The organism is Marinomonas alcarazii (assembly GCF_003208215.1).
Taxonomy (GTDB): Bacteria; Pseudomonadota; Gammaproteobacteria; order Pseudomonadales; family Marinomonadaceae; genus Marinomonas; species Marinomonas alcarazii.
The window spans coordinates 864,434-885,323 of sequence record NZ_QKLW01000001.1 but is presented as its reverse complement, the minus strand read 5'-3'; the positions used below and the strand labels follow the sequence as shown (position 1 = coordinate 885,323).

The following is a 20,890-nucleotide window of genomic DNA, read 5'->3' as shown; positions in this document are numbered from 1 at the left end:
AACACACTAGTTTTGGTCAATAAACCGCTGAATTTCGGTTGCCACAGCAAAACAGGTATCTGGCTCTAGGTGAAAGTGATGGTTCCCCTCCAGCCATTTCAACTTAATCCATGGAAATTGAGCCGCTCGTTTTTCAACTAACTGTTGGTCATTTTGATAAACACCATCTTTAGCAACCAATGCCAAGGTTGGGCATTTAATTTCCTGAATAAAGGTTTCTACACTCGCCTCATCCATTCGAAAAGGCGATGGAAACGTTAATTTTCTATCGTGACGCCATGCCCAAACACCATCGGAGTTTTGCTTAGCGCCGCGTTCAACCAGCAACCTAGAAGCACTGTTGGAAATCGAGGTAAAGCCCTCCATTCTCGCCGTTATCATTGCTTCTTGCGTTGGGTAGCTTGTTTCTCTACCATGGCGATGCTTAGACATTTTATTAACCGCACGTTGTAGAGTGACAACACGATTTTCAGGGCTATCAGTGAGCGGCCCCATATTGTCTAAAATAATTAAGCCACGAATTTTGTCTGGTGCTATAGCTGCCACCAACATCGCAACGGCTCCACCCATACTGTGACCTATTAACCAAACACTCTGTTTTGATTGATTAAGTATAGACACAACATCCAATGCGTAATCCCACAGATGATAAAAACTGCCGGCAGGTCGATGCAAAGACAAACCATGCCCAGCAAAATCCAAGGCAACATGAGAAAAATCAGATAAGTGAGGTGATAAGTTAGCAAAGCTGGCTGCATTATCCAGCCACCCATGAAGTGATAATACTTTTAGGTCTGATGTCTTTTTTGGCAGCCATTGCATACCAGATATTTCAGTATGCGGCAGCTTATAAACAATTTCATTTCCCATAGAGTTTCTATCTTTACCAATAACAAAAATTCGACAAGATAATTACGAAGGAGACTCGCTCCAACGAAATTGACAGCAAGCATTTGCGAATAGCTCGCCTTCAACTGACGCCAAAGTCGCTGTCGTCATCGCAAAATTAACCGGCAGTGGCTCATCAACTAGATAATCAACAAATTGGTGAGCAAATGGCTGGTGCGTAACGAGCAAAATGGATTCATATGGCTGATCATTTAACCAAAGCGCCACATCCATATTACGGCCATCTGGGGTAATTAAAGGGCAAGTTTTTTGCTCAACGGATACATCCAAGCTTGATAAAAACACTTTAGCTGTTTGCTGAGCACGAACATAAGGACTAACAAAAGCGACATCAAAAGCTTCTGCCCTTGATTGAAAGGCAAGCGCCGCCATTTTTACTTCCGCCACACCAAGTTCAGTGAGTTCCCTGCGCTCGTCTAGATCGTATCCATAAGGCTGAGCATTGCCATGGCGTAAGACATATAAGCGCTTAAGCTTCATCATCCGCCTCTACATGCGGCCAAGGCTGAAACGGATACGGTTTTTCTTCCGTCTTATAAGCCATAAACGAAAAAATTTGCTGAATAAATGAAGCCAAACGATTTAACCATGAAGATAACATCACTGGCTCATGCTTAGAACCAAGTTTAATTAAACTCACGATAACCAAAAGCACCCCAAATACTGTCACAGCAACATTTAAGACAACCCAGTACAACAACATAAAAATAATACGAAACCAAAAACCTTGATCTGCATAGCCTGGCTTAGACATTGTCACTCTCCTCATTTGTCGCAAATTCGACATCCCATTTTTGCTCACCCGTCATCATTGATCCAATCAATGATTCAAGCTTGGCATTATCAAACAATAATTTAGAAAGACCTTCCGCAAGTGGCATATAAAGCCCATGTTTATGAGCCTCTTCAACCACCATTTTTAATGTATTCACACCTTCCGCAACTTCGCCAATACCACCAACGGCATCGTCTAGATTTTCACCGGAACCAATAGCAAAACCAACTCGATAATTTCGGCTTAGTGGTGAAGTGCAAGTGGCAATCAAATCCCCCATTCCAGCTAAACCAAGAAAAGTCATAGGGTTCGCACCAAAGTGCACAGCAAAACGGCTCATTTCAGCTAGACTACGAGTCATTATCATCGACATCGTGTTTTCGCCAACATTCAATGCTTTAGCAAGTCCGCACACTATGGCATAAATGTTCTTTAATGCCCCAGCCAACTCCACACCTTTGCTATCGCGATTTTCATAAACTCGAAAAGTTGGAGATTTAAGTAACTCGATAACACGTTGGCGAACTAAATCATCAGCACTGGCAATAACAGACCCTGTCATTTGTCCTGCAGCAATTTCTTTAGCTAGGTTGGGCCCACTCAAAACACCAATTTTTTGCGTGATAGAGTTTCGACGCAAAACATCACTCATAAGTTCAAAACGATTTGGATTAAATCCCTTAGTCGTGCTGATCAGTATTTTATCTGCCGTCAATAATGGCTCAATTCGATGCACAACTTGCTCAAATGACTTAGATGGAATAGATACGAAAACAGTATCACTTTCTCGAATTGCTTGCTCAAGATTACTTGTCGCCAATAGCTCTCTGTGCAAAGGCGCATTTGGCAAATAACGGCTATTTAACCCCGTTAAATTAATCTCTTCTACTTGCTCTTCATTGCGCATCCATTGACTAACCTGATGACCATTATTGGCCATAATATTCGCCAATGCTGTACCAAAACTGCCACCACCTAACACACAAACTGAATGCTTCATTATGATTATTTCTCTTTTTGAAATCGTCAAATACTTTTAGGACGAACAACTAACTTCTAAAGACTTACCCCATTCCGGAGCTCTTTGAGCCAATGCGCTTGACTCAGGGTGTTCATCAAATGGCGTATTTAGCACATTTAACAAACGTCGAAATGGCAAATAATCTCCACGCTCCGCTGCTAAAATGGCCTCATGAGCCAAGTAGTTTCTTAAAATAAATTTGGGGTTTGTTTGCAGCATCAGATTACCAGTCTGCTCCCAATTGCTTTGCTCTGATAGCCTTATTGACAAGTAACGATCAAGCCATTGGTTCAATCGTTCACGGTCAACCACCTCATCCAGCAAAGGCGTAAAGTCGTCTTTTTCAAGATGACTCAAAATACGAAAGAAGACCGTATAATCCATTTTTTCAGCCGCTAAAATAACCAGCAATGGAGGTAATAACTCATGCAGAGCGTCAACGGAGTTTAACCCCATCTTCTTCATCATCAAGACATCGTAATGAGCTTGAAGTTCTGGCTCATAACATTTAAGAATAGCAATAAGCTGGTCTCTCTCAAGATGCTTTGAAAAACAGCGCATCAAACAATTTAAGTTCCATAAGCCCACGCCTGGCTGACGAGAAAATGCATAACGCCCTTCATAGTCTGAGTGATTGCAAACCCAATTAGGCTCATAATCCTCCATGAAACCATACGGACCATAATCAATCGTCTCGCCAGTAAATGAAAAGTTATCCGTATTCATCACACCGTGCTGAAACCCGACTGCCTGCCATTTAGCAACCATTCTTGCTGTGCGCTTAACCACTTCGGTTAACATGTCTTCTAATGGGGATTGTGCCTTTAAACTATCTGGGTAGTAATGCTTCAGACAATATTCTATAAGCTGATCAAGTTCATCCTGCTTACCTTGATAAAAAAAGTACTCAAAATGACCAAAGCGGATATGGCCTTGCGCTGTTCTTAGCAACATGGCGCCTGCTTCTGGAGTTTCTCGATACACCGCTTCTCGACTGTCATACAAAGCCAAAGCTCTGGACGAAGGCACAGACAAAGCTGTCATCGCCTCACTCGCCAAATATTCACGTATGCAGGAGCGTAAAACGGCGCGCCCATCACCACGTCGAGAATAGGGTGTCAGACCAGCGCCTTTCATATGCAGGTCATATAATCGCCCGTCTTGACCACGCACCTCACCTAGCAAAACACCTCGCCCATCCCCAAGCTGAGGCGAAAAACCGCCAAATTGATGCCCAGCATAAACCATGCTTAGGCTCGAAGGCAGAGCTTCTTCACCGCTTAAGATACGCTTGGTTTCATTGGATTTAATATCAATAGACAGAAAGGTAGCGAGCGATTGATTAAATTCTACCAATCGCTGCTCATGAAGTGGCTGGATGAGAGTTTTCGAAGAAAACGCCTCACCCAAACTTGCAAAGTGATGCTCTAAATTCATCATATCTCACTTAAAAGTTAAGCGATGTTTATAGCGATGTATCGACCATATACTCGCAGCGGATACTTTCACCAACAACCCTTTCGATTTCTGGAATCATAAACGCATCGTCTTCACTGGCGAAGCTAACAGATTTCCCTGTCTCACCACCACGTCCAGTACGGCCAATTCGATGTACGTAGTCTTCAGGGTCTTCTGGCAATGAGTAGTTAACTACTAACTCGACATTATCAACATGGATACCACGTCCAGCGACATCTGTTGCTACAAGCACTTGAATCACACCGTCTTTGAAATTCTTCAAAGTTTTAACACGCTTATCTTGGGCAACTTCCCCAGACAAAATAGCGCAGTTAATATTGGCTTTACGTAGGCGCTCAAAAAGATCACGAGTTTCATCTCGACGATTAGCAAAAATGATGGTTCGTTGACCGCCGTTCTTGTCGATCAGCTGTTGTAAAACAGGCCATTTTTGCTCTGCTTCAACAGTATAAATCACCTGATCTATATTCTTATTTGTCGCTTCTTTTGGCACAACCGACACTTCTTTAGGGAAATAAGTCCATTGCTGAGCCAAAGCCTGGATATCCTTAGGGAAAGTCGCACTGAACAGCATAGTTTGTCTGGTTTCTTTGTGTGGCGTCATGCGAATAATGCTTTTCACATCAGGAATGAATCCCATAGACAACATGCGGTCAGCTTCATCAAGAACCAAACACTCTACTTTGCCTAATTGAACTTTTCGGCTGCGAGCAAAATCCAATAAGCGACCAGGCGTGGCAACCAAAATGTCAACATTCTCTGTTTCCACTGCGATCTTTTGCTTCTCGTAGCTTAATCCACCCACCAAAGTAACAACATTTAAATGGCAGTTAGACGTTAGCTTAATGGCTTCATCAGCAATCTGAATAGCCAATTCACGAGTCGGTGCAATAATCAATCCGCGGGCAAAGTTATTGGCGCGCTTTTCTTCTAGTGGGTAATCAAGGAAATCACTAATCATGGCGATTAGAAAAGCCGCAGTCTTACCTGTACCGGTTTGAGCCTGACCAATAATGTCATAACCCAACAGCGTCATAGGTAAGGTTTCAGCCTGAATTTCACTGCAATACTCAAAACCCATTTCAGAGATAGATTTAAGAACTCTGTCAGGAAGGTTTAAATCATGGAAACGCAATTTACCTTCTACTTCAGCAACAGGGAAATCTTCGATCGACCAAATATGACCTTTGGCATTTCCAGCAGTATTTTTTACTTCTTTTGCTTTTGTATTAGCTTGGTTATTTGCACTGCTAGATTCAGCATTGTTACTTTTAGGTCGTTTGTTAGGACGACGAGTACGCTTAGGTTTTGTAGAGGTTTCTGATGACACTTCTTGATTTTGGTTTTCCATATTGGAATCTATACGCTTCTATTATGTTTTGAGGTTAATTATCAGTGCAAGGAGTGTACCTAAATGATACGGTTTTATCACCCCTTGCTTACGGTTTGTTGATTTACATTATTGATAACGATATGGCGGTAAACTATTAATAAGCTGACTACCATAACGCTTAGTGCGTAAACGCTTATCCAATATGTGAATTTCACCTTTATCCGTTTCGCTTCTTAATAGCCGCCCCGTAGCTTGGACTAAGCGCAAAGATGCATCTGGGATGGTGATTTCCATAAATGGATTGCCACCACGCTTTTCTATCCACTCCGCCAGCGTTGCTTCAACGGGGTCATCAGGCACTGCAAATGGGATTTTGGCGATATAAACACAGGTTAAATAATCTCCTGGCAGATCCACACCTTCTGCAAAACTTGCTAAGCCTAGCAATAAGCTCCCCTTTCCTTCATCCACTCTTGCTTTATGAGAATCCAGAATAACGCGTTTCGACTGCTCTCCTTGCATGAGTAATATTTCCTGCAAGCTGGAAGAAAGTGATTTCGATACCTCTTCCATTTGTCGACGGGAAGAAAAAAGCGCCAAACTGGCTTTTTTGGTATCAACATGCGCTTCAAGATAGCGCACTATTTCATCCGTATGTTGCTCAACACGATTAGGCTCATGCTCCATATCGGGTACCACTAAACGTCCATTTTCTTGGAAATCAAAAGGACTTAAAACACGTAAATATTCACTGTCACGAGGCACACCAGAGCGCATATTAAATCGATGAAATTGATTCAATGCCGTTAATGTTGCTGATGTAACGACGGCACCAAAACATTTATCCCAAAGCTGCTGCCTTAATGTATTGGCCGCCAAAATCGGAGAAGCCCCCAGCTCAATATCTTGTTCCATACCTTGACCGGACAAAACCAACCATCGAGCATTGGGCGGGAAGTTCTGGTCATCGACGGTTGAATACAATTGCCATAAACCAACACATTGCTCCAGCCTCCCAAGAACTACTCCCAAAATAGGCTGCCAGGTTTCCGCGGTTTCAGGCGTCACGCCCATCCCTTCGTTTTGCTTGGTCTTTTTGCATTCATCTTGGATGCTTTCTATGTTGTTGAACAACTTTTGGTACGAGGTTTGTAAACTGTATGCTAACTGGCGCAATTCATCTGGTACCTGACCAAACTCAAACCTATGTTGGTTATTTTCTTGATCCAGCCCCAACCCTTGAATATAAGGCGCTAAACCTTGTTGTGCATATTGAATAAAATTAACAATACTTTGTATTTGCTGAGGAATTTTAAGCAAGAGTTGCCCGGTCAAACTCACGTCATCCGTTAGCTCTTGTTTAAGGTTCACTAAGTTTTTCTCTAGCTGGCGTAACCAGGTAATACTTTGCTGCAACCGAACTTCATGGCGAAAATGCCCTATGGCTTTGTCCGGAAGGTGATGACCTTCATCAAAAACATAAATCGTTTCTTTTGGCGGTGTAAGAATTGCTCCGCCACCTAGTGATAAATCAGCAAGTACTAAGTCATGGTTAGCAACAATAACATCCGCCACTTCAATTTCAGCGCGAGCTTTAAAAAATGGACAAGCGGAATAATTCGCACAGTTACGATTTGTGCACTGCTGATGGTCTGTTGTAAGTCGCCGCCAGTCTTGATCTCGCACCACGCCAGCCCAGTTATCTTTATCTCCATCCCAGTCACCTTTAGATAACGCCGCATCCATTTCTTGGTAAAGAACGGTGTTTATGTCATCAGAGTGAAGGTGCTGCTCGAATAAGCCAGCAAACATATCTTCCATGGCATGTTCTTCCGAACTCAGAAAGCTTTCAAGATTGTTCAGGCAAAGGTAACGGCCTCGGCCCTTAGCAAGCGTGTACTTGAACGAAAGATCGGTATGCTCCAATAGATTGGGCAGCTCTTTATGTAAGATCTGTTCTTGTAAGGCCACTGTGGCGGTAGAAATAATCAATTTCAGACCACGTGCTTTGGCAATAGGGATGGCGGCAAGGCAATAAGATAAGGTTTTACCTGTCCCTGTTCCCGCCTCGATAACGGCAACATGCTTCTCATCAAGGCGTTGGCCTTCAGAGTCACGTTTTATATTGCCTAAGGTGCGAGCGATTGCACCAATCATCTGGCGCTGCCCGGCCCTTGGTTTATGGGACTTCGCATCCAAAGAAGCTCGGTATGCGAGTTGAATTTGTGTTTTTAGTTCATCTGAAAGCATTTATATCATTGAGTATAGTTAGGAATGCTGTATATAATAACAGTAACTGTATAAACAACCAGATACCCTATGATTAAATTAACCAAAAGACAATCTGACGTACTAGAAACCATTCGCGAGTTTATTACCGAAACGGGGTTTCCACCTACGAGAGCAGAAATAGCGCGCCGACTTGGGTTTAAATCCCCCAATGCAGCCGAAGAGCATCTAAAAGCCTTATGTAAAAAAGGCGCGATCGAGATGCTATCTGGCGCATCACGCGGAATACGCTTAATTGACAATGAGCCAAGCAATGACTCTGTCGACGACCTTGGCCTACCCGTTATAGGCAAAGTCGCTGCAGGTTACCCTATTTTGGCACAAGAGAATATCGCGTCCCATGTGAATATACCTGCGGCAATGTTTTCTCCTCAGGCGGACTACTTCCTTTCCGTCTCAGGAACCAGTATGAAAGATATCGGCATTATGGAAGGCGATTTACTCGCCGTTCATAAAACCAACTCTGTACGTAATGGCCAAATTGTTGTGGCTCGTATTGGCGATGAAGTAACAGTAAAACGCTTTGAACAAAAAGGCAGTATTGTTAGACTCATACCAGAGAACGACGAATTTAACGACATTATTGTTGATCTTGAAAGTGAAGATTTTGCTATTGAAGGCTTATCTGTCGGTGTGATACGACAAGGCCTATAAGGTAGCAATTCTGCTTTACTGTCTTGCCATTTAATAAAAAAGCGAAGACTAATCTTCGCTTTTTTATTTGGTGTGAGATATCACAACACTCATACAAGCTTAGTGAAGGATCTTGGGGCGAAACTCTTCATCATCAAGATAATCTGCGCCTTCATCAAAGCCTGCTTCATCAGAATAAACAAAATCAATTCCGGCATGAAACATATGTTTTGCCAATTCAAAATACCGATCTTTTAAGTAAGAGCGAGTATCATCGGATATTTTCAATGTTGCTAACGGAACGGTTTCCTCACCATCTTCAGCGGCTGGACGCAGCACAATATCGCCGTTATCAAGCTCAACAATTTCTAGGTAGGATTCTTTCATATTCAATACTCTGATGACTCTTCTCTAAAACGTAACACTAATTCAACCAACTTAGCTAAATAGTAACTCACTGATGCACCCGCATCACTTCCTCGACCGATCAAGTTATCTCCTTGGACTGCCGACGAAGCTAAGCCTTTACATTCAAACTGAGCTAAATAAGCTTGATCTAGCTGAAAAAACCAAGAATCTTTTCGCGTTAGCAAATCAGCCAGTTCAGATAAAACCGGCACAACAATTTGCTTAGACTCAGACTCTGTCAATAATTTTGCCACATCCAGCGAACCAGATAATGAATACGCTAAAGACACTTCTTTCAATAAACCATTTAATGCGCTTCTTATCTGGAAAAGAGCGGAGCTTTCAAGCCCAACACTCAACCAGCTCTCTTCGCTTTGCTGACTTTGTTGAATAAAGCGTCTTGCAGTATCTAATTTTTGATTCGTAAGGCTCGCTAGACTGGCAACACTCATTTCTTCTTACCTTCCTCAACAACCCATTTAGAGCCAACAAAAAATGCTTTCCAACCTGTAGGCTTGCCCTCTTCGTTCTCCGTCATAACATATTGCTCTTTAGTCTTACGGCTATAACGAATAATAGCAGGACGACCTTCGGAATCCTCTACAGGCGCCTTAGCAAAGAAATGGTATTTAGGATCAATTTGGTCCATATAAGGAAGTAGCTCTTTTACCAAAGGTGCTCTAGTTTCTCGTTTACGAGGGAACTGACTAGCCGCAAGGAACAAGCCCGTTGCGCCATCACGAAGCACATAATGATCTTCTACTTTCTGACATGCCAAATCAGGCATCGGCACAGGATCCATCTTCGGCGGTGCAGCTTCACCATTTTTTAATAGTTTACGAGTGTTTTTACACTCTTCATTTGTACAGCCAAAATATTTGCCAAAACGGCCTGTTTTTAGCTGCATTTCGGAACCACACTTGTCACATTCAAGCGTAGGACCATCATAACCTTTAATTTTAAAGGTTCCAGTTTCGACTTCATAACCTGAACACGCAGGGTTATTACCACAAACATGAAGCTTACGGCTTTCGTCCATTAGGTAGCTATCCATCGCTGACCCACAAATCTTACAGCGATGCTTATTGATCAGCGCTTTAGATTCACCTTCCTCGTCATCAATGGCAACGGCTTCATCACCACGGATAAGGTTGATCGTTGCTTTACAACGTTCTTTTGGAGGCAACGCATAGCCGGAACAAGACATAAAAACACCGGTACTTGCTGTACGAATTTGCATCGGACGGGAACAAGTTGGGCATTCGATGTCTGTCGGGGTTGGCTCATTTAGCATCATACCGCCGTCAGGCGATTCAGCTTTAGCAAGCACAGAACTAAAGTCGTTATAAAACGCATTAAGCGTCTTTATCCAATCTTTATGACCTTCAGCGATATCATCTAGTTGCTCTTCCATTTGCGCAGTAAAACTGAAATTCATCAACGAATTGAAGCTATCAACTAGGCGCTCTGTGACTATGTCACCCATTTTCTCTGCATAAAAGCGACGATTCTCAACGCGCACATAACCACGATCTTGAATCGTTGAAATGATAGAGGCGTAAGTAGAAGGTCTACCAATACCACGCTTTTCAAGCTCTTTAACCAAACTTGCTTCGCTAAAGCGCGCCACCGGTTTAGTAAAGTGCTGCTCTGGCAACAACTCTTGAAGAGTTAAATATTCACCCTCACCCACATCTGGCAAAGTGTTATCTTCGCCTTTCTTTGCAACGGTCTGCATGGCACGAGTGTAACCATCAAAGCGCAAAATACGGCCTTTGGCTTTAAACTCATAGTCACCAGTGGTTACTGTAATTGTGGTAGAGGTGTATTCAGCTGGCGTCATTTGACATGCCATAAACTGACTACGAATCAAATCATATAAACGATGCGCGTCTTTTTCCATGCCAAGCAAATCATCAACGCGCACATTTACATCGGAAGGACGAATGGCTTCGTGAGCCTCTTGTGCGCCTTCTTTACTGCTATAACGAATAGGTTCTGCAGGCAAATACGCATCGCCAAAATTAGAAGCGATATAGCCTCTAAGCGCTTCTACAGCATCGACACTTAAATTAGTCGAGTCTGTACGCATATAGGTGATGTAACCACCTTCATACAAGCGCTGAGCGAGCATCATAGTCTTTTTAACACCATAACCCAGACGCGTACTGGCCGCCTGCTGAAGAGTTGAGGTAATAAAAGGGGCTGACGGCTTACTGCTCGTTGGCTTATCTTCTCGACTGCTTACTAAGTATTTTGCATTATCAAGACGAGCAACATGCTCATCGGATTGCGCTTTATTAACGGGTCGGTATTCTTTATTTTGATACTTTGTGGCTTCAAACTTAATGACATCCTTTGAAGGCGTTGAAAGCATCGCATCCAACTCCCAGAATTCATCAGGAACAAACGCACGAATTTCTTTTTCACGTTCAACAATCAAACGCACTGCGACAGACTGCACACGCCCTGCCGACAAACCTCTTGCTACTTTTGACCAAAGCAGCGGAGACACCATGAAACCTACAACTCGGTCTAGGAAACGACGAGCTTGCTGAGCATTCACGCGATTCATATCAAGTTCAGATGGCGTTTCAAAAGCAGCTTTAATGGCTTTTTTCGTAATCTCGTTAAAGACGACTCGCTTGTACCGGCTGTCATCACCGCCAATTGCTTCTCGCAAGTGCCAAGCAATAGCCTCACCCTCTCTATCCAAATCGGTTGCGAGATAGATGGTGTCAGCATTTTTAGCTAGGCGTTTTAATTCATCGACTACTTTTTCTTTGCCTGGCAATATTTCGTAGTGAGCTTTCCAATTATTTTCTGGATCAACGCCCATTCTGGAAATCAATTGCGCACGCGATTTTTTACTTTTATAAGCAAGCTTTTCTTCTGGGCTCATTTTTCGCGTCAAAGCAGCCTGCTTTGCACGCTCTTGAGGTGTAGAGGTAGCCGTTGTACCTGTTGGTAAGTCTCGAATGTGCCCGACACTCGATTTGACGACAAAGTCATTACCCAAGTATTTGTTGATGGTTTTCGCCTTAGCGGGCGATTCCACAATAACCAGTGATTTTCCCATTGAACTGTGTAAGCCTTTTATAAAGTAGGTCTGCAAATCCACGTTGCACGAAGTTTCATCTCTAGGGGCGCTGATATTAAGTAAACATCTTTTATATGACAAGCGATCCCTGTATTGTTTCACACATTAAATCTTGTTGAACTTAGTATTTCTTATTTAACATACTGAATTCATTGCTTAAGGACAATCATGGCTACCCTTCAAATTTTAACAATTGCATTTTTGATCATCATTGTACTTTTGTCTGTAGTAATAGGATCGCGCGCCCATCAGAAAGAAAAAGAAATAACTGAACGTCGTGTCAAACAACTCCAGCTGTCCAATAGAGCCGATCGCGTTGAGCAGCACATTCGGGGATTAAAGGATATCAATACAGATAATATTGCCACCGATGTGCTATATGATTTCTATCTAGACACACTTCGAGAACTTCTGCAATACACAGATGATCCAGAGAAAATTGAAATCCGCATCGCGACCGCCGAAGAAAACCGAGAAAACGAGCCACTCAAATTTAACCCTGAACCAGAGCTTTTTAGCTTCCAAGAAAAATCAAACTACAAAGAAAGATTAACCAAGTTAGCAAAAATGCTACTGTATTTACGCCGTAAAGGCCGCATTAGTCACTCCCATTACCAAGCATGTTATGAGTACCTGCGCTGGCTTAACCTATGGGTGCAAGTTAATCGTCAAATGGTGCAAGCAAACAAAAACTTTGCCAGTGGTGACATGCGTGTTGCACAAACCCTTTATGGTGTCATTTTGTCTCATATAAAGTCCGATGAAACAGAACGTCCGGAAAAAAACACCTTAAAAAACTTTATTACAGACAGAATGAAGGAAATTCTCTCTCCTCAAATAGCCGCAATGAAAGAAAGCGAGAACCCAGAAGAAGTGCTGTCTGAGCTATTGCATAATTTAGAAGTGCCAAAAGACAGCTGAGCAAAATCAGCACCGTAAAGTAGTGTCATTTTTGATGAGTGACACTACGAATTTTTTCCAATGCCGTAATAAGCTCAAACAACTCATTTAATATCGCTTCATCCCCACTTTCATCCCAATAACAAAAAACCCCATCCGCCGTAATTTTTATGGCTGAAAGTATTGATGCATATTTTTTTAAAATATTTAACGCCTTTTCGTCCAATTGAAATGACTCGCTTGCCCACCAGCCCTCTGTAATAGCGTGAAACTTCCAAACTTCAAACGGTAATATCCAAATGGTTTCTGGCAAAGTAGCAAGCGGCTTTAGGCGATAATGAGAATAAGCTACTGTTTTTTGCCGATTTTTTGATTTATCCCACTTGTCAGGAAGGTCAATTGATGTAAGCTGGACGGTAATACCAAGCTTTCGCGCCTGCATACGTAGGCTCATTCGCTGGCGCTCTTTTTTTGGAGGCATAATCCACAGTGCCGAACCCATTAATGACAATGTAATAAAAATAACGATAAGAGCAGTCATAATTTAAAGTGTCTCTCTAAGTTTTAAACTAAAATTAGTAAATCGAGCTAAATTTGGAGGTGTTCTATGATGTACAACAGAATTCTACTCGCTGTTGATCTAACAGATGAAAGTATCAAGGTAGCAAATAAGGCTGTTGCACTGTGCAAAGCTACTGGCGCAGAACTTACCATACTTCACGTCATTGAATCACTCAATTACGCCTATGGTGGTGATGTTCCAATAGATATCACAGATATCCAAGCGCAACTGCAAGAGACAGCAAAAGAGCGCATTTCCATTCTTGAAGCTCAATTGGATGTGCCAGTACAAGAAAGCTGCATTTCTCAAGGCGGGATAGAGAGTGAAATACACCGCATCGCTGAAGAAAAGAAAGCGGACTTAATTGTCGTTGGTAGCCATGGCCGCCATGGACTCGCCCTACTTCTAGGTTCTACTGCAAACGGTGTTCTTCACGGCGCACCTTGCGATGTTTTAGCGGTTAAAGTCGTAAAAGACTAATCTAAGAAACAATTCAGCAAAACAACAAAAAGGCGATGTTTTTTTTATAACATCGCCTTTTTAATGGATGACGCGAATAATTTTAGCTTCTCGTCCAAGTCGTTCCTTCACGGCTATCCAACAGCTCGATACCTTGACTAGCCAATTCATCACGAATTTCATCACTGCGCGCAAAGTTTTTATCTTTGCGTGCTTGCGTTCTTTCGTCGATCAAAGCTTGAATCGCAGCTTCGTCTAAGCCTTCAGATACTGTGCTATTTTGCAGAAAGTATTCCGGATCTTGGTAAAGCAAACCAAGCAACTCTGCCAAAGCACGCAACTCTGCAGCCAATGCAGATGCTTTATCCGCATCTTCTGTTTTTGCCTTGTTTAGCTCGCGAACAAGCTCAAATAATACAGAAACAGCAACGGCCGTGTTAAAGTCGTCTTTCATGGCTTCTTCAAAGCGCTCAGTGAAAGCCGTTGGCTCAAATGACTCAGCAACTGGCTGCTGACGCAACGCTGTATAAAGACGCTCTAGAGCGACTTTGGCTTCCGACAAACTTTGATCCGAATAATCAATCGCACTACGGTATTGGCTTGAAACCATCAAATAGCGAACCACTTCAGGGTTAAACTTAGCCAACACATCACGTACAGTGAAAAAGTTGCCTAACGACTTAGACATTTTTTCATTATTAACGCGAACGGCACCACAGTGCATCCAATAATTAACATAGTCCTTGCCCGTCGCCGCTTCTGACTGAGCAATTTCATTTTCATGATGTGGAAATTTAAGATCCGGGCCACCACCATGAATATCAAAATGACTACCAAGGCAGTTTGTCGACATGGCAGAACATTCAATATGCCAACCAGGACGACCGTCTCCCCAAGGCGAAGACCATGATACCTCACCCGCTTTTGCCTGCTTCCACAAAACAAAATCCGCAGGGTGCTCTTTGGCCACTTCCACGTCAATACGTGCACCAGCTAACATATCTTCAAGTTTACGGTTGTTTAATTTACCGTACTCCTTAAATTTAGTAGCTCGATAGTAAACATCACCAGAAGTCCCTTGATAGGCAAAACCTTTATCAATAAGGATTTGCACCATATCAATAATTTCTTGCATGAATTCGGTGGCTTTTGGCTCGCGGTCCGGCATTTTATTACCAAGGCGCAATTCGTCTTCGCGTTGTGCCGCAATCATTCGCTCAGTCAGAGACTGAGTTGATTCATTGTTTTCTTCAGCGCGCTTGATGATTTTATCGTCAACATCGGTAATGTTACGAACGTAATTAAGTTCGTAACCTAGATGACGAATAAAACGCGAAATAATATCAAAGGAAATCATCGCGCGAGCATGGCCAATATGACAGAAGTCGTAAACCGTGTTGCCACAGACATACATTCCCACTTTGCCTTCTTCAATTGGCTTGAAAATTTCTTTCTTCCCGCTAAGGGTGTTGTAAATCTTCAACATGCGCTTAATTTCCTTTTGCTTCGATTTTCGCCCAAGAATCACGTAACGTCACAGTGCGGTTAAATACCATACCGTCTTCTTTCAAGTCGCGACAGAAGTAGCCTTCACGCTCGAACTGGAAACCTTGACCTTTTTCAGCGTCCAACAAAGAAGGCTCAGCCTTCGCGTTTGTCAAAACCGTTAACGATTCAGGGTTAATAAAGTCCAAGAAGGTTTTATCTTCATAATTGGCATCCGGCGCCTCATTGACGAACAAGCGATCATAAAGATTCACGGTCGCGTCTACAGCATGCTTAGCGCTTACCCAATGAATAACACCTTTTGGTTTGTAGTCTTCTGGATTTACACCAAGTGTTTTCTCATCGTAGCGACACAAGAGCTCTACCACTTCACCCGCTTCATTCTTAATTGCTTCATCACAAATAATGACGTAGCCACCACGAAGACGAACAGCACCATCCAGTGTCAAACGTTTCCATTTGCGAGGTGGCACTTCAGCAAAATCGGCTGCATCTATGTACAGATCTTTACTAAATGGCACTTTACGAGTACCCGCTTCTTCATTTTTTGGATGATTCCCTACACTGAAGATTTCTTCTTTATCTGCAGGGTAATTGGTTAGTGTTACCTTAATTGGGTTCAACACCACCATGGCACGATTTGCACTCGCATCCAAATCTTCGCGAATAGCGTGCTCAAGCATACCAACATCAACAACACTGTCAGACTTGGTTACACCAATGCGCTCACAGAAATTGCGGATAGATTGTGCGGTATAACCGCGGCGACGCAAGCCCGAAATGGTTGGCATACGAGGGTCATCCCAGCCATGAACGTGCTTCTCATCCACTAGTTGTTTCAATTTACGTTTACTGGTCACCGTATAGTTCAAGTTCAAACGAGCAAATTCAATTTGCTGCGGATGCGCTGTCTTCAAGGTATCTAGCACCCAGTCGTACAATGGGCGGTGATCTTGGAACTCCAGCGTACAAACAGAATGCGTAATATTTTCCAGTGCATCGGACAAGCAATGAGTGAAGTCGTACATTGGATAAACGCACCATCTGTTACCTGTTTGGTGATGATGCACATGACGCACTCGATAGATGATTGGATCACGCATATTGATGTTTGGGCTCGCCATATCAATTTTGGCGCGCAAAACCACTTCGCCATCTTTGTATTTGCCGTTGGCCATATCGCTAAAAAGCGACATATTTTCTTCGACACTACGATCACGGAATGGGCTGTTTTTACCAGGCTCTTTTAATGTGCCACGGTATTCGCGCATTTGTTCAGCATTAAGTTCGCATACGTAAGCTTTACCTAGCTTAATTAACTGCTTTGCAAAATCAAATAACTGATCAAAATAGTCTGAAGCAAACTTAGGTTCGCCTTTCCATTCGAAACCAAGCCATTCAACATCACGCTTAATAGATTCGATGTATTCAACACTTTCCTTTTCTGGGTTAGTGTCATCGAAACGTAGATTACATTGACCGTTGTAACGCTGCGCTAAGCCAAAATTAAGGCAAATAGATTTAGCATGGCCAATGTGTAAGTAGCCATTTGGTTCAGGAGGAAAGCGAGTAAGAACCTTACCGCCATGCTTGCCTGATTCGTTATCTTTATCAATGATTTGGGTAATAAAATTACCTGGTTTAGACGTTTCTGACATGTTTGATGTAAGTCCCGATAAGTGTTGATCTAACAATATTGTTACTTTGACCGCCAAGTATATAGTATTTAGGTTTGCATGGGATATTGGGCAGAAAATCTTTTCTCTTTTTTATAAAGAAAAACCATATTTCGCTACAAAGAAAACCAAAACGCCCACTAGAATGGTCAACAGTTGCTGTTGTCGCCAAATCCCGACGACAAAAGCAGCAAGAGAACCTAGCAACCAAGGATTGGTCAATGTGAGATCTAACTTACTATCTGGCATTAAAGCCATCGGGGTAATGATGGCGGTTAGTACAGCAACCGGTACAAATTTCAGTGCCTTTTCAATATAAGCAGGCATCACGACTTTGTCAGCACGGGCAAAGAGTACAAACCGCACACCAAAGGTCACAGCAAACATACCAAAAATAATGAGAACACCTTGCCATAAATTCATTTGCTCGCCTCTTGCATACTATCATCTATTTCTGAAACCGTTTTACTCGAAGAGTCGCTCACAAACCCCATTACCACACCAATGATTGCAGAAACCAAAAGCCCCAAATTATTCGGCAAATCAAACAAAATGATTGAAGACGCTCCAGCACTTAATAGACACAACCAAAATGCTTTGTGTTTTAAATATGGCGTGATAATGCCAATAAAGGTTGCCACCATTGCAAATTCCAATCCCCATTCACTCATGCCAGGAATGAGTTCACCAGACAGAACCCCTAAAATGGTGGTCATATTCCACATGACATAAAACGACAGAAACGAACCTATGTAGACTTTATGTCCATTTTTTTCATTCGCTGAACCTACTTCATACATGGGGCGAACAGCGGCATACGTTTCATCGATTAACCCAAAGCCCATGATAATTCTCATCGACATGGGTAAGTGTTTCACAAACTTAACCATATCCGCGGCGTACAAAAGATGGCGCAAATTAACAATAAAGGTTGTCGAAACAATGACCCAAATAGGCGCTTGCAGGGCAATCAAGCCAAGCGCAACAAACTGCGCGGAACCGGCAAATACAAAGGCCGACATAGCAATGGCAAACCAAGGGCTTAATCCGTAACTGGACGCTAACGAGCCAAACAACAACCCAAAGGGTATACCACCAATAATCATTGGAATCGATGCGACAGAACCACGGCGCATATGCTGCAAAGTATTCATGACATATCTCGGCTTTTTGTTAAGGTTAATGTTTTTTCCATATACACATCTGCTCTCTCGTATAAAGAAGGGTTTGGAAATGCTTTTTCAATAAAACCGTTTTTGTCATAAAGACATCTTGCTGACTTTAAAATCGATGACGTTTCTAGCGATAACACTGAAAAGCCTTGCTGAGCAGAGAAATCAATCGCAGCAGACAACAAACGTTGAGCAATCCCTTTGCCTTGAGCGTGCTCAGCGACTGAAAGCTTGAAGACTTCAGCTCTTTTATTGTCTGCACCAAAGCCCTCAGTAGGCGCAAAAGCAATGGTCCCAACAACTGAGTCAACCGATTTTGTTTTGCGAATCGCCACCCAAACCATACCACCTTCTGAAATAATTCTTTCTTGCGGATTACTTAACTGAACTCGGTCTTTCTCTGTAATCTGCTCTGGAAAATAACGTTCAAGCCAAGCCATATTTAGATCGTAAAATGCTTGCTCATGCTGGCTTTCCATCGGCACTATCTCGATAGACTCTAAACGATCCAGCACTTTATCCGCCAAGCTACTTCCACTTAAGATCTGGGATTCTAGGCACGTCAGACCCTCCATAAAATTTTCACTGGAAAAGTCCAACATTCTTTCCAAGATAATTTTCATTTCTTGTAAAACAGGCTCAACGCGCTGCATAGCACTTAGGCCAGAGTTAGAAAGGCGCAAGGAGGATCTTCGCTGATCTTGCTCATCCACTGTTTTTTCCAGCAACCCCTCTTTGATCATCTTAGTGGTCTGCTTGCTCACCGCCGGATGACTCAGATTCAAGCTGTCAGCTATTTCCATCACAGATAGGCTCCCGGTTTTCTGTAACAGCCTAAGAATAGGGAAAAAGGTTGCCGAAATGGGTATCTCGCATTGAGAATATATTTCTTGCACTTGCATGAATAAATGATCACTTAATCGCTTTAGGCGACTGCCAAGTGTCAGCACTCCGAACTGTTCCATGTTGTTCCTAGGAAATTAAAATTTAACAATAATGAAAGGTCACATAAAATTAGGTAACCAGTTACGAATATAAAAATATCGTAATCCTCTAACGGTTTCAAGCCTTGTTTCCTCTATGATTTCTAGTTTAAACGTTTGCCTGTCTGCTATACTCCGCGCTTTATCAACCCTCGTCTAATTACTGTGATCTTTTCAGTAATATAAAAGCTTAATTTGAGGAGCCAAAAGATGTCTGAAAAAGCCGTCGTTGTGTATTCAGGAGGAATGGATTCATTTACTGTTTTGAACACAGCCATTCAAAACGGGCTGGATGTTTATGCTTTATCCTTTAACTATGGACAAAAGCACAGTAAGGAACTGGAAGTTGCCGCACGTGTCTGTAATGAATTAGGGGTGACACATAAAGTTGTCGATATCACGGCAATTAATAGCTTAATGGCAAACTCATCACTCACCAGCGATGCAGAAATTCCAGAAGGGCATTATGAAGACGACAACATGAAATCCACCGTTGTCCCTAACCGTAATATGGTTTTACTTTCTATGGCGATTGCTTATGCCGTTTCCCTAGAAGCTGGAAAGGTTTATTACGGTGCTCATTCAGGCGACCATCATATTTATCCTGATTGCCGTCCGGAATTTGTAGAAGCGATGAATGCGGTGTCTAAAATCGCCAATTACCAGTCTGTAGAAATCGTCACACCATTTTTACACTCTTCAAAAGGTGAAATTTTAAAAGCCGGATTAGAGATGAATCTTAACTACGCCAATACATGGACTTGTTACAATGGCCGTGAAAAGTCTTGTGGAAAATGTGGCGCTTGCTACGAACGTTTAGAAGCGTTTGCGGAGCAAGGTACGACTGATCCATTGGATTACGAAGTTTAACCACCGAGTTAAACAATTAACTTATTCTGATTTTAGTGTGTTTGTTTTAGTGCCCATTGGCTTTTGTTCCACAAATGACCAATACGCTATCAAATGATTAACTAAAGTTATAACCCTTGCCTCGACTGTTTTTCGAGATGTAACAGGTATAACCAATGTACTCAATTAAAGAAGCTTTTTATTCATTACAAGGCGAAGGCGCCCATGCTGGACGCCCTGCTCTATTTTGTCGTTTTACCGGCTGCAATTTGTGGTCTGGTTTAGAAAAAACACGCGCCAAATCCGAGTGCCAATTTTGTGACACTGATTTTATAGGCACAGATGGCCAACATGGTGGGAAATTCCAAACGGCCCAACAACTGCGCGCCCATATTGATGCACTTTGGCCTGCTGGCCAAGGACACAAATACGTTGTTTTTACTGGCGGCGAGCCAGCACTTCAACTTGACGAAAAACTCATTATTGAAATGAAACAGCACGGCTACACTATTGCTATTGAAACCAATGGCACTCTGCCTCTTCCTGACGGTATTGATTGGGTATGCGTTAGCCCAAAAACCACAAAACCTTTAGTGGTAAGCAAAGGCAACGAAATTAAGCTAGTGTATCCGCAGTCCCATCTCTCGCCTGATTTATTTGAAGATCTAGATTTTCAGCATTTCTACCTACAACCTATGGATCAAAGCCATTTAACCGCGGATCAAATTCCACTGATTGATACTCAACAAGCCACTTTGCACTATTGTTTATCACATCCACGGTGGCGTCTTAGCTTACAAACACATAAAATGCTCAACATTGATTAAGCATGATCT

21 protein-coding genes are annotated in these 20,890 nt (G+C 42.5%); 5 read left to right on the top strand and 16 right to left on the bottom strand.

The features are described 5' to 3' along the window. Positions 1-6: 6 nt before the first annotated feature. The 7 genes from DFP75_RS03890 to dinG form a co-directional block, all read right to left on the bottom strand. Complete coding sequence (locus DFP75_RS03890; RefSeq protein WP_110572399.1) at positions 7-870, bottom strand: alpha/beta fold hydrolase; 864 nt, start codon at positions 868-870, stop codon at positions 7-9. A gap of 42 nt (positions 871-912) precedes the next feature. Then, positions 913-1,392, bottom strand: coding sequence for a phosphohistidine phosphatase SixA (sixA, locus tag DFP75_RS03885; protein ID WP_110572397.1), 480 nt, complete (start codon positions 1,390-1,392; stop codon positions 913-915). Beyond that, positions 1,379-1,663: a DUF4389 domain-containing protein gene (locus DFP75_RS03880; protein WP_110572396.1), complete on the bottom strand. Its 285-nt coding sequence runs from the start codon at positions 1,661-1,663 to the stop codon at positions 1,379-1,381. Before DFP75_RS03880 ends, sixA begins: the two co-directional genes overlap by 14 nt. Beyond that, a complete protein-coding gene (locus DFP75_RS03875) occupies positions 1,656-2,684 on the bottom strand; it encodes an NAD(P)H-dependent glycerol-3-phosphate dehydrogenase (protein ID WP_181416993.1) in 1,029 nt (342 codons plus the stop codon). The genes DFP75_RS03880 and DFP75_RS03875 overlap by 8 nt, the downstream gene beginning before the upstream one ends. 36 nt (positions 2,685-2,720) lie before the next feature. Then, positions 2,721-4,145, bottom strand: a complete 1,425-nt coding sequence (locus DFP75_RS03870) for a protein adenylyltransferase SelO (RefSeq protein ID WP_245926954.1) — start codon at positions 4,143-4,145, stop codon at positions 2,721-2,723. A 25-nt stretch (positions 4,146-4,170) separates the two neighbouring features. Then, positions 4,171-5,535, bottom strand: coding sequence for a DEAD/DEAH box helicase (locus tag DFP75_RS03865; RefSeq protein ID WP_110572392.1), 1,365 nt, complete (start codon positions 5,533-5,535; stop codon positions 4,171-4,173). 108 nt (positions 5,536-5,643) lie between these two features. Further along, positions 5,644-7,767, bottom strand: coding sequence for an ATP-dependent DNA helicase DinG (dinG, locus tag DFP75_RS03860; RefSeq protein WP_110572391.1), 2,124 nt, complete (start codon positions 7,765-7,767; stop codon positions 5,644-5,646). Positions 7,768-7,836: 69 nt separating this feature from the next. Here dinG and lexA point away from each other — a divergent pair, with 69 nt between their 5' ends. Beyond that, positions 7,837-8,460 carry a transcriptional repressor LexA gene (lexA, locus tag DFP75_RS03855; protein WP_110572389.1) on the top strand — a complete coding sequence of 208 codons (624 nt, stop codon included), beginning with the start codon at positions 7,837-7,839 and terminating at the stop codon, positions 8,458-8,460. Between the two features lie 99 nt (positions 8,461-8,559). On the opposite strand, the gene DFP75_RS03850 is transcribed toward lexA, so the two are convergent. The 3 genes from DFP75_RS03850 to topA are packed head-to-tail and all read right to left on the bottom strand — an operon-like array spanning position 8,560 to position 11,926. Further along, positions 8,560-8,826 (bottom strand): hypothetical protein, encoded by a 267-nt coding sequence (locus DFP75_RS03850; RefSeq protein ID WP_110572387.1) that lies wholly within the window; start codon positions 8,824-8,826, stop codon positions 8,560-8,562. 2 nt (positions 8,827-8,828) lie between these two features. After that, positions 8,829-9,299, bottom strand: a complete 471-nt coding sequence (locus tag DFP75_RS03845; RefSeq protein WP_110572385.1) for a DUF6586 family protein — start codon at positions 9,297-9,299, stop codon at positions 8,829-8,831. Continuing rightward, entirely contained in the window at positions 9,296-11,926 is a 2,631-nt protein-coding gene (gene topA / locus DFP75_RS03840; RefSeq protein ID WP_110572384.1) for a type I DNA topoisomerase, read from the bottom strand. The genes DFP75_RS03845 and topA overlap by 4 nt, the downstream gene beginning before the upstream one ends. 189 nt (positions 11,927-12,115) lie before the next feature. Between topA and DFP75_RS03835 the strand changes: the two genes are divergently transcribed. Further along, on the top strand, positions 12,116-12,868 hold the full coding sequence (locus DFP75_RS03835) for a DNA topoisomerase I (protein WP_110572382.1): 753 nt from the start codon (positions 12,116-12,118) through the stop codon (positions 12,866-12,868). Positions 12,869-12,893: 25 nt separating this feature from the next. On the opposite strand, the gene DFP75_RS03830 is transcribed toward DFP75_RS03835, so the two are convergent. Then, positions 12,894-13,388, bottom strand: coding sequence for a hypothetical protein (locus tag DFP75_RS03830; protein WP_110572380.1), 495 nt, complete (start codon positions 13,386-13,388; stop codon positions 12,894-12,896). A gap of 66 nt (positions 13,389-13,454) precedes the next feature. On the opposite strand from DFP75_RS03830, the gene DFP75_RS03825 reads away from it, so the two are divergent. Then, positions 13,455-13,889 carry a universal stress protein gene (locus tag DFP75_RS03825; protein ID WP_110572378.1) on the top strand — a complete coding sequence of 145 codons (435 nt, stop codon included), beginning with the start codon at positions 13,455-13,457 and terminating at the stop codon, positions 13,887-13,889. 82 nt (positions 13,890-13,971) lie between these two features. Here the strand turns inward: DFP75_RS03825 and cysS are convergent, their stop codons facing one another. From cysS to DFP75_RS03800, 5 genes are all read right to left on the bottom strand, one after another. After that, entirely contained in the window at positions 13,972-15,354 is a 1,383-nt protein-coding gene (gene cysS / locus DFP75_RS03820) for a cysteine--tRNA ligase (protein ID WP_110572376.1), read from the bottom strand. A gap of 4 nt (positions 15,355-15,358) precedes the next feature. Continuing rightward, positions 15,359-17,032: a glutamine--tRNA ligase/YqeY domain fusion protein gene (locus tag DFP75_RS03815; RefSeq protein WP_110572839.1), complete on the bottom strand. Its 1,674-nt coding sequence runs from the start codon at positions 17,030-17,032 to the stop codon at positions 15,359-15,361. A gap of 111 nt (positions 17,033-17,143) precedes the next feature. Continuing rightward, positions 17,144-17,473: an AzlD domain-containing protein gene (locus DFP75_RS03810; protein ID WP_110572374.1), complete on the bottom strand. Its 330-nt coding sequence runs from the start codon at positions 17,471-17,473 to the stop codon at positions 17,144-17,146. Further along, on the bottom strand, positions 17,470-18,204 hold the full coding sequence (locus tag DFP75_RS03805) for an AzlC family ABC transporter permease (RefSeq protein WP_110572372.1): 735 nt from the start codon (positions 18,202-18,204) through the stop codon (positions 17,470-17,472). Before DFP75_RS03805 ends, DFP75_RS03810 begins: the two co-directional genes overlap by 4 nt. Continuing rightward, positions 18,201-19,187: a bifunctional helix-turn-helix transcriptional regulator/GNAT family N-acetyltransferase gene (locus DFP75_RS03800; protein ID WP_110572370.1), complete on the bottom strand. Its 987-nt coding sequence runs from the start codon at positions 19,185-19,187 to the stop codon at positions 18,201-18,203. Before DFP75_RS03800 ends, DFP75_RS03805 begins: the two co-directional genes overlap by 4 nt. Before the next feature lie 228 nt (positions 19,188-19,415). Here DFP75_RS03800 and queC point away from each other — a divergent pair, with 228 nt between their 5' ends. Further along, on the top strand, positions 19,416-20,075 hold the full coding sequence (gene queC, locus DFP75_RS03795) for a 7-cyano-7-deazaguanine synthase QueC (protein WP_110572368.1): 660 nt from the start codon (positions 19,416-19,418) through the stop codon (positions 20,073-20,075). Between the two features lie 155 nt (positions 20,076-20,230). Beyond that, positions 20,231-20,881: a 7-carboxy-7-deazaguanine synthase gene (queE, locus tag DFP75_RS03790; RefSeq protein WP_110572366.1), complete on the top strand. Its 651-nt coding sequence runs from the start codon at positions 20,231-20,233 to the stop codon at positions 20,879-20,881. The last annotated feature ends 9 nt before the right edge of the window (positions 20,882-20,890 follow it).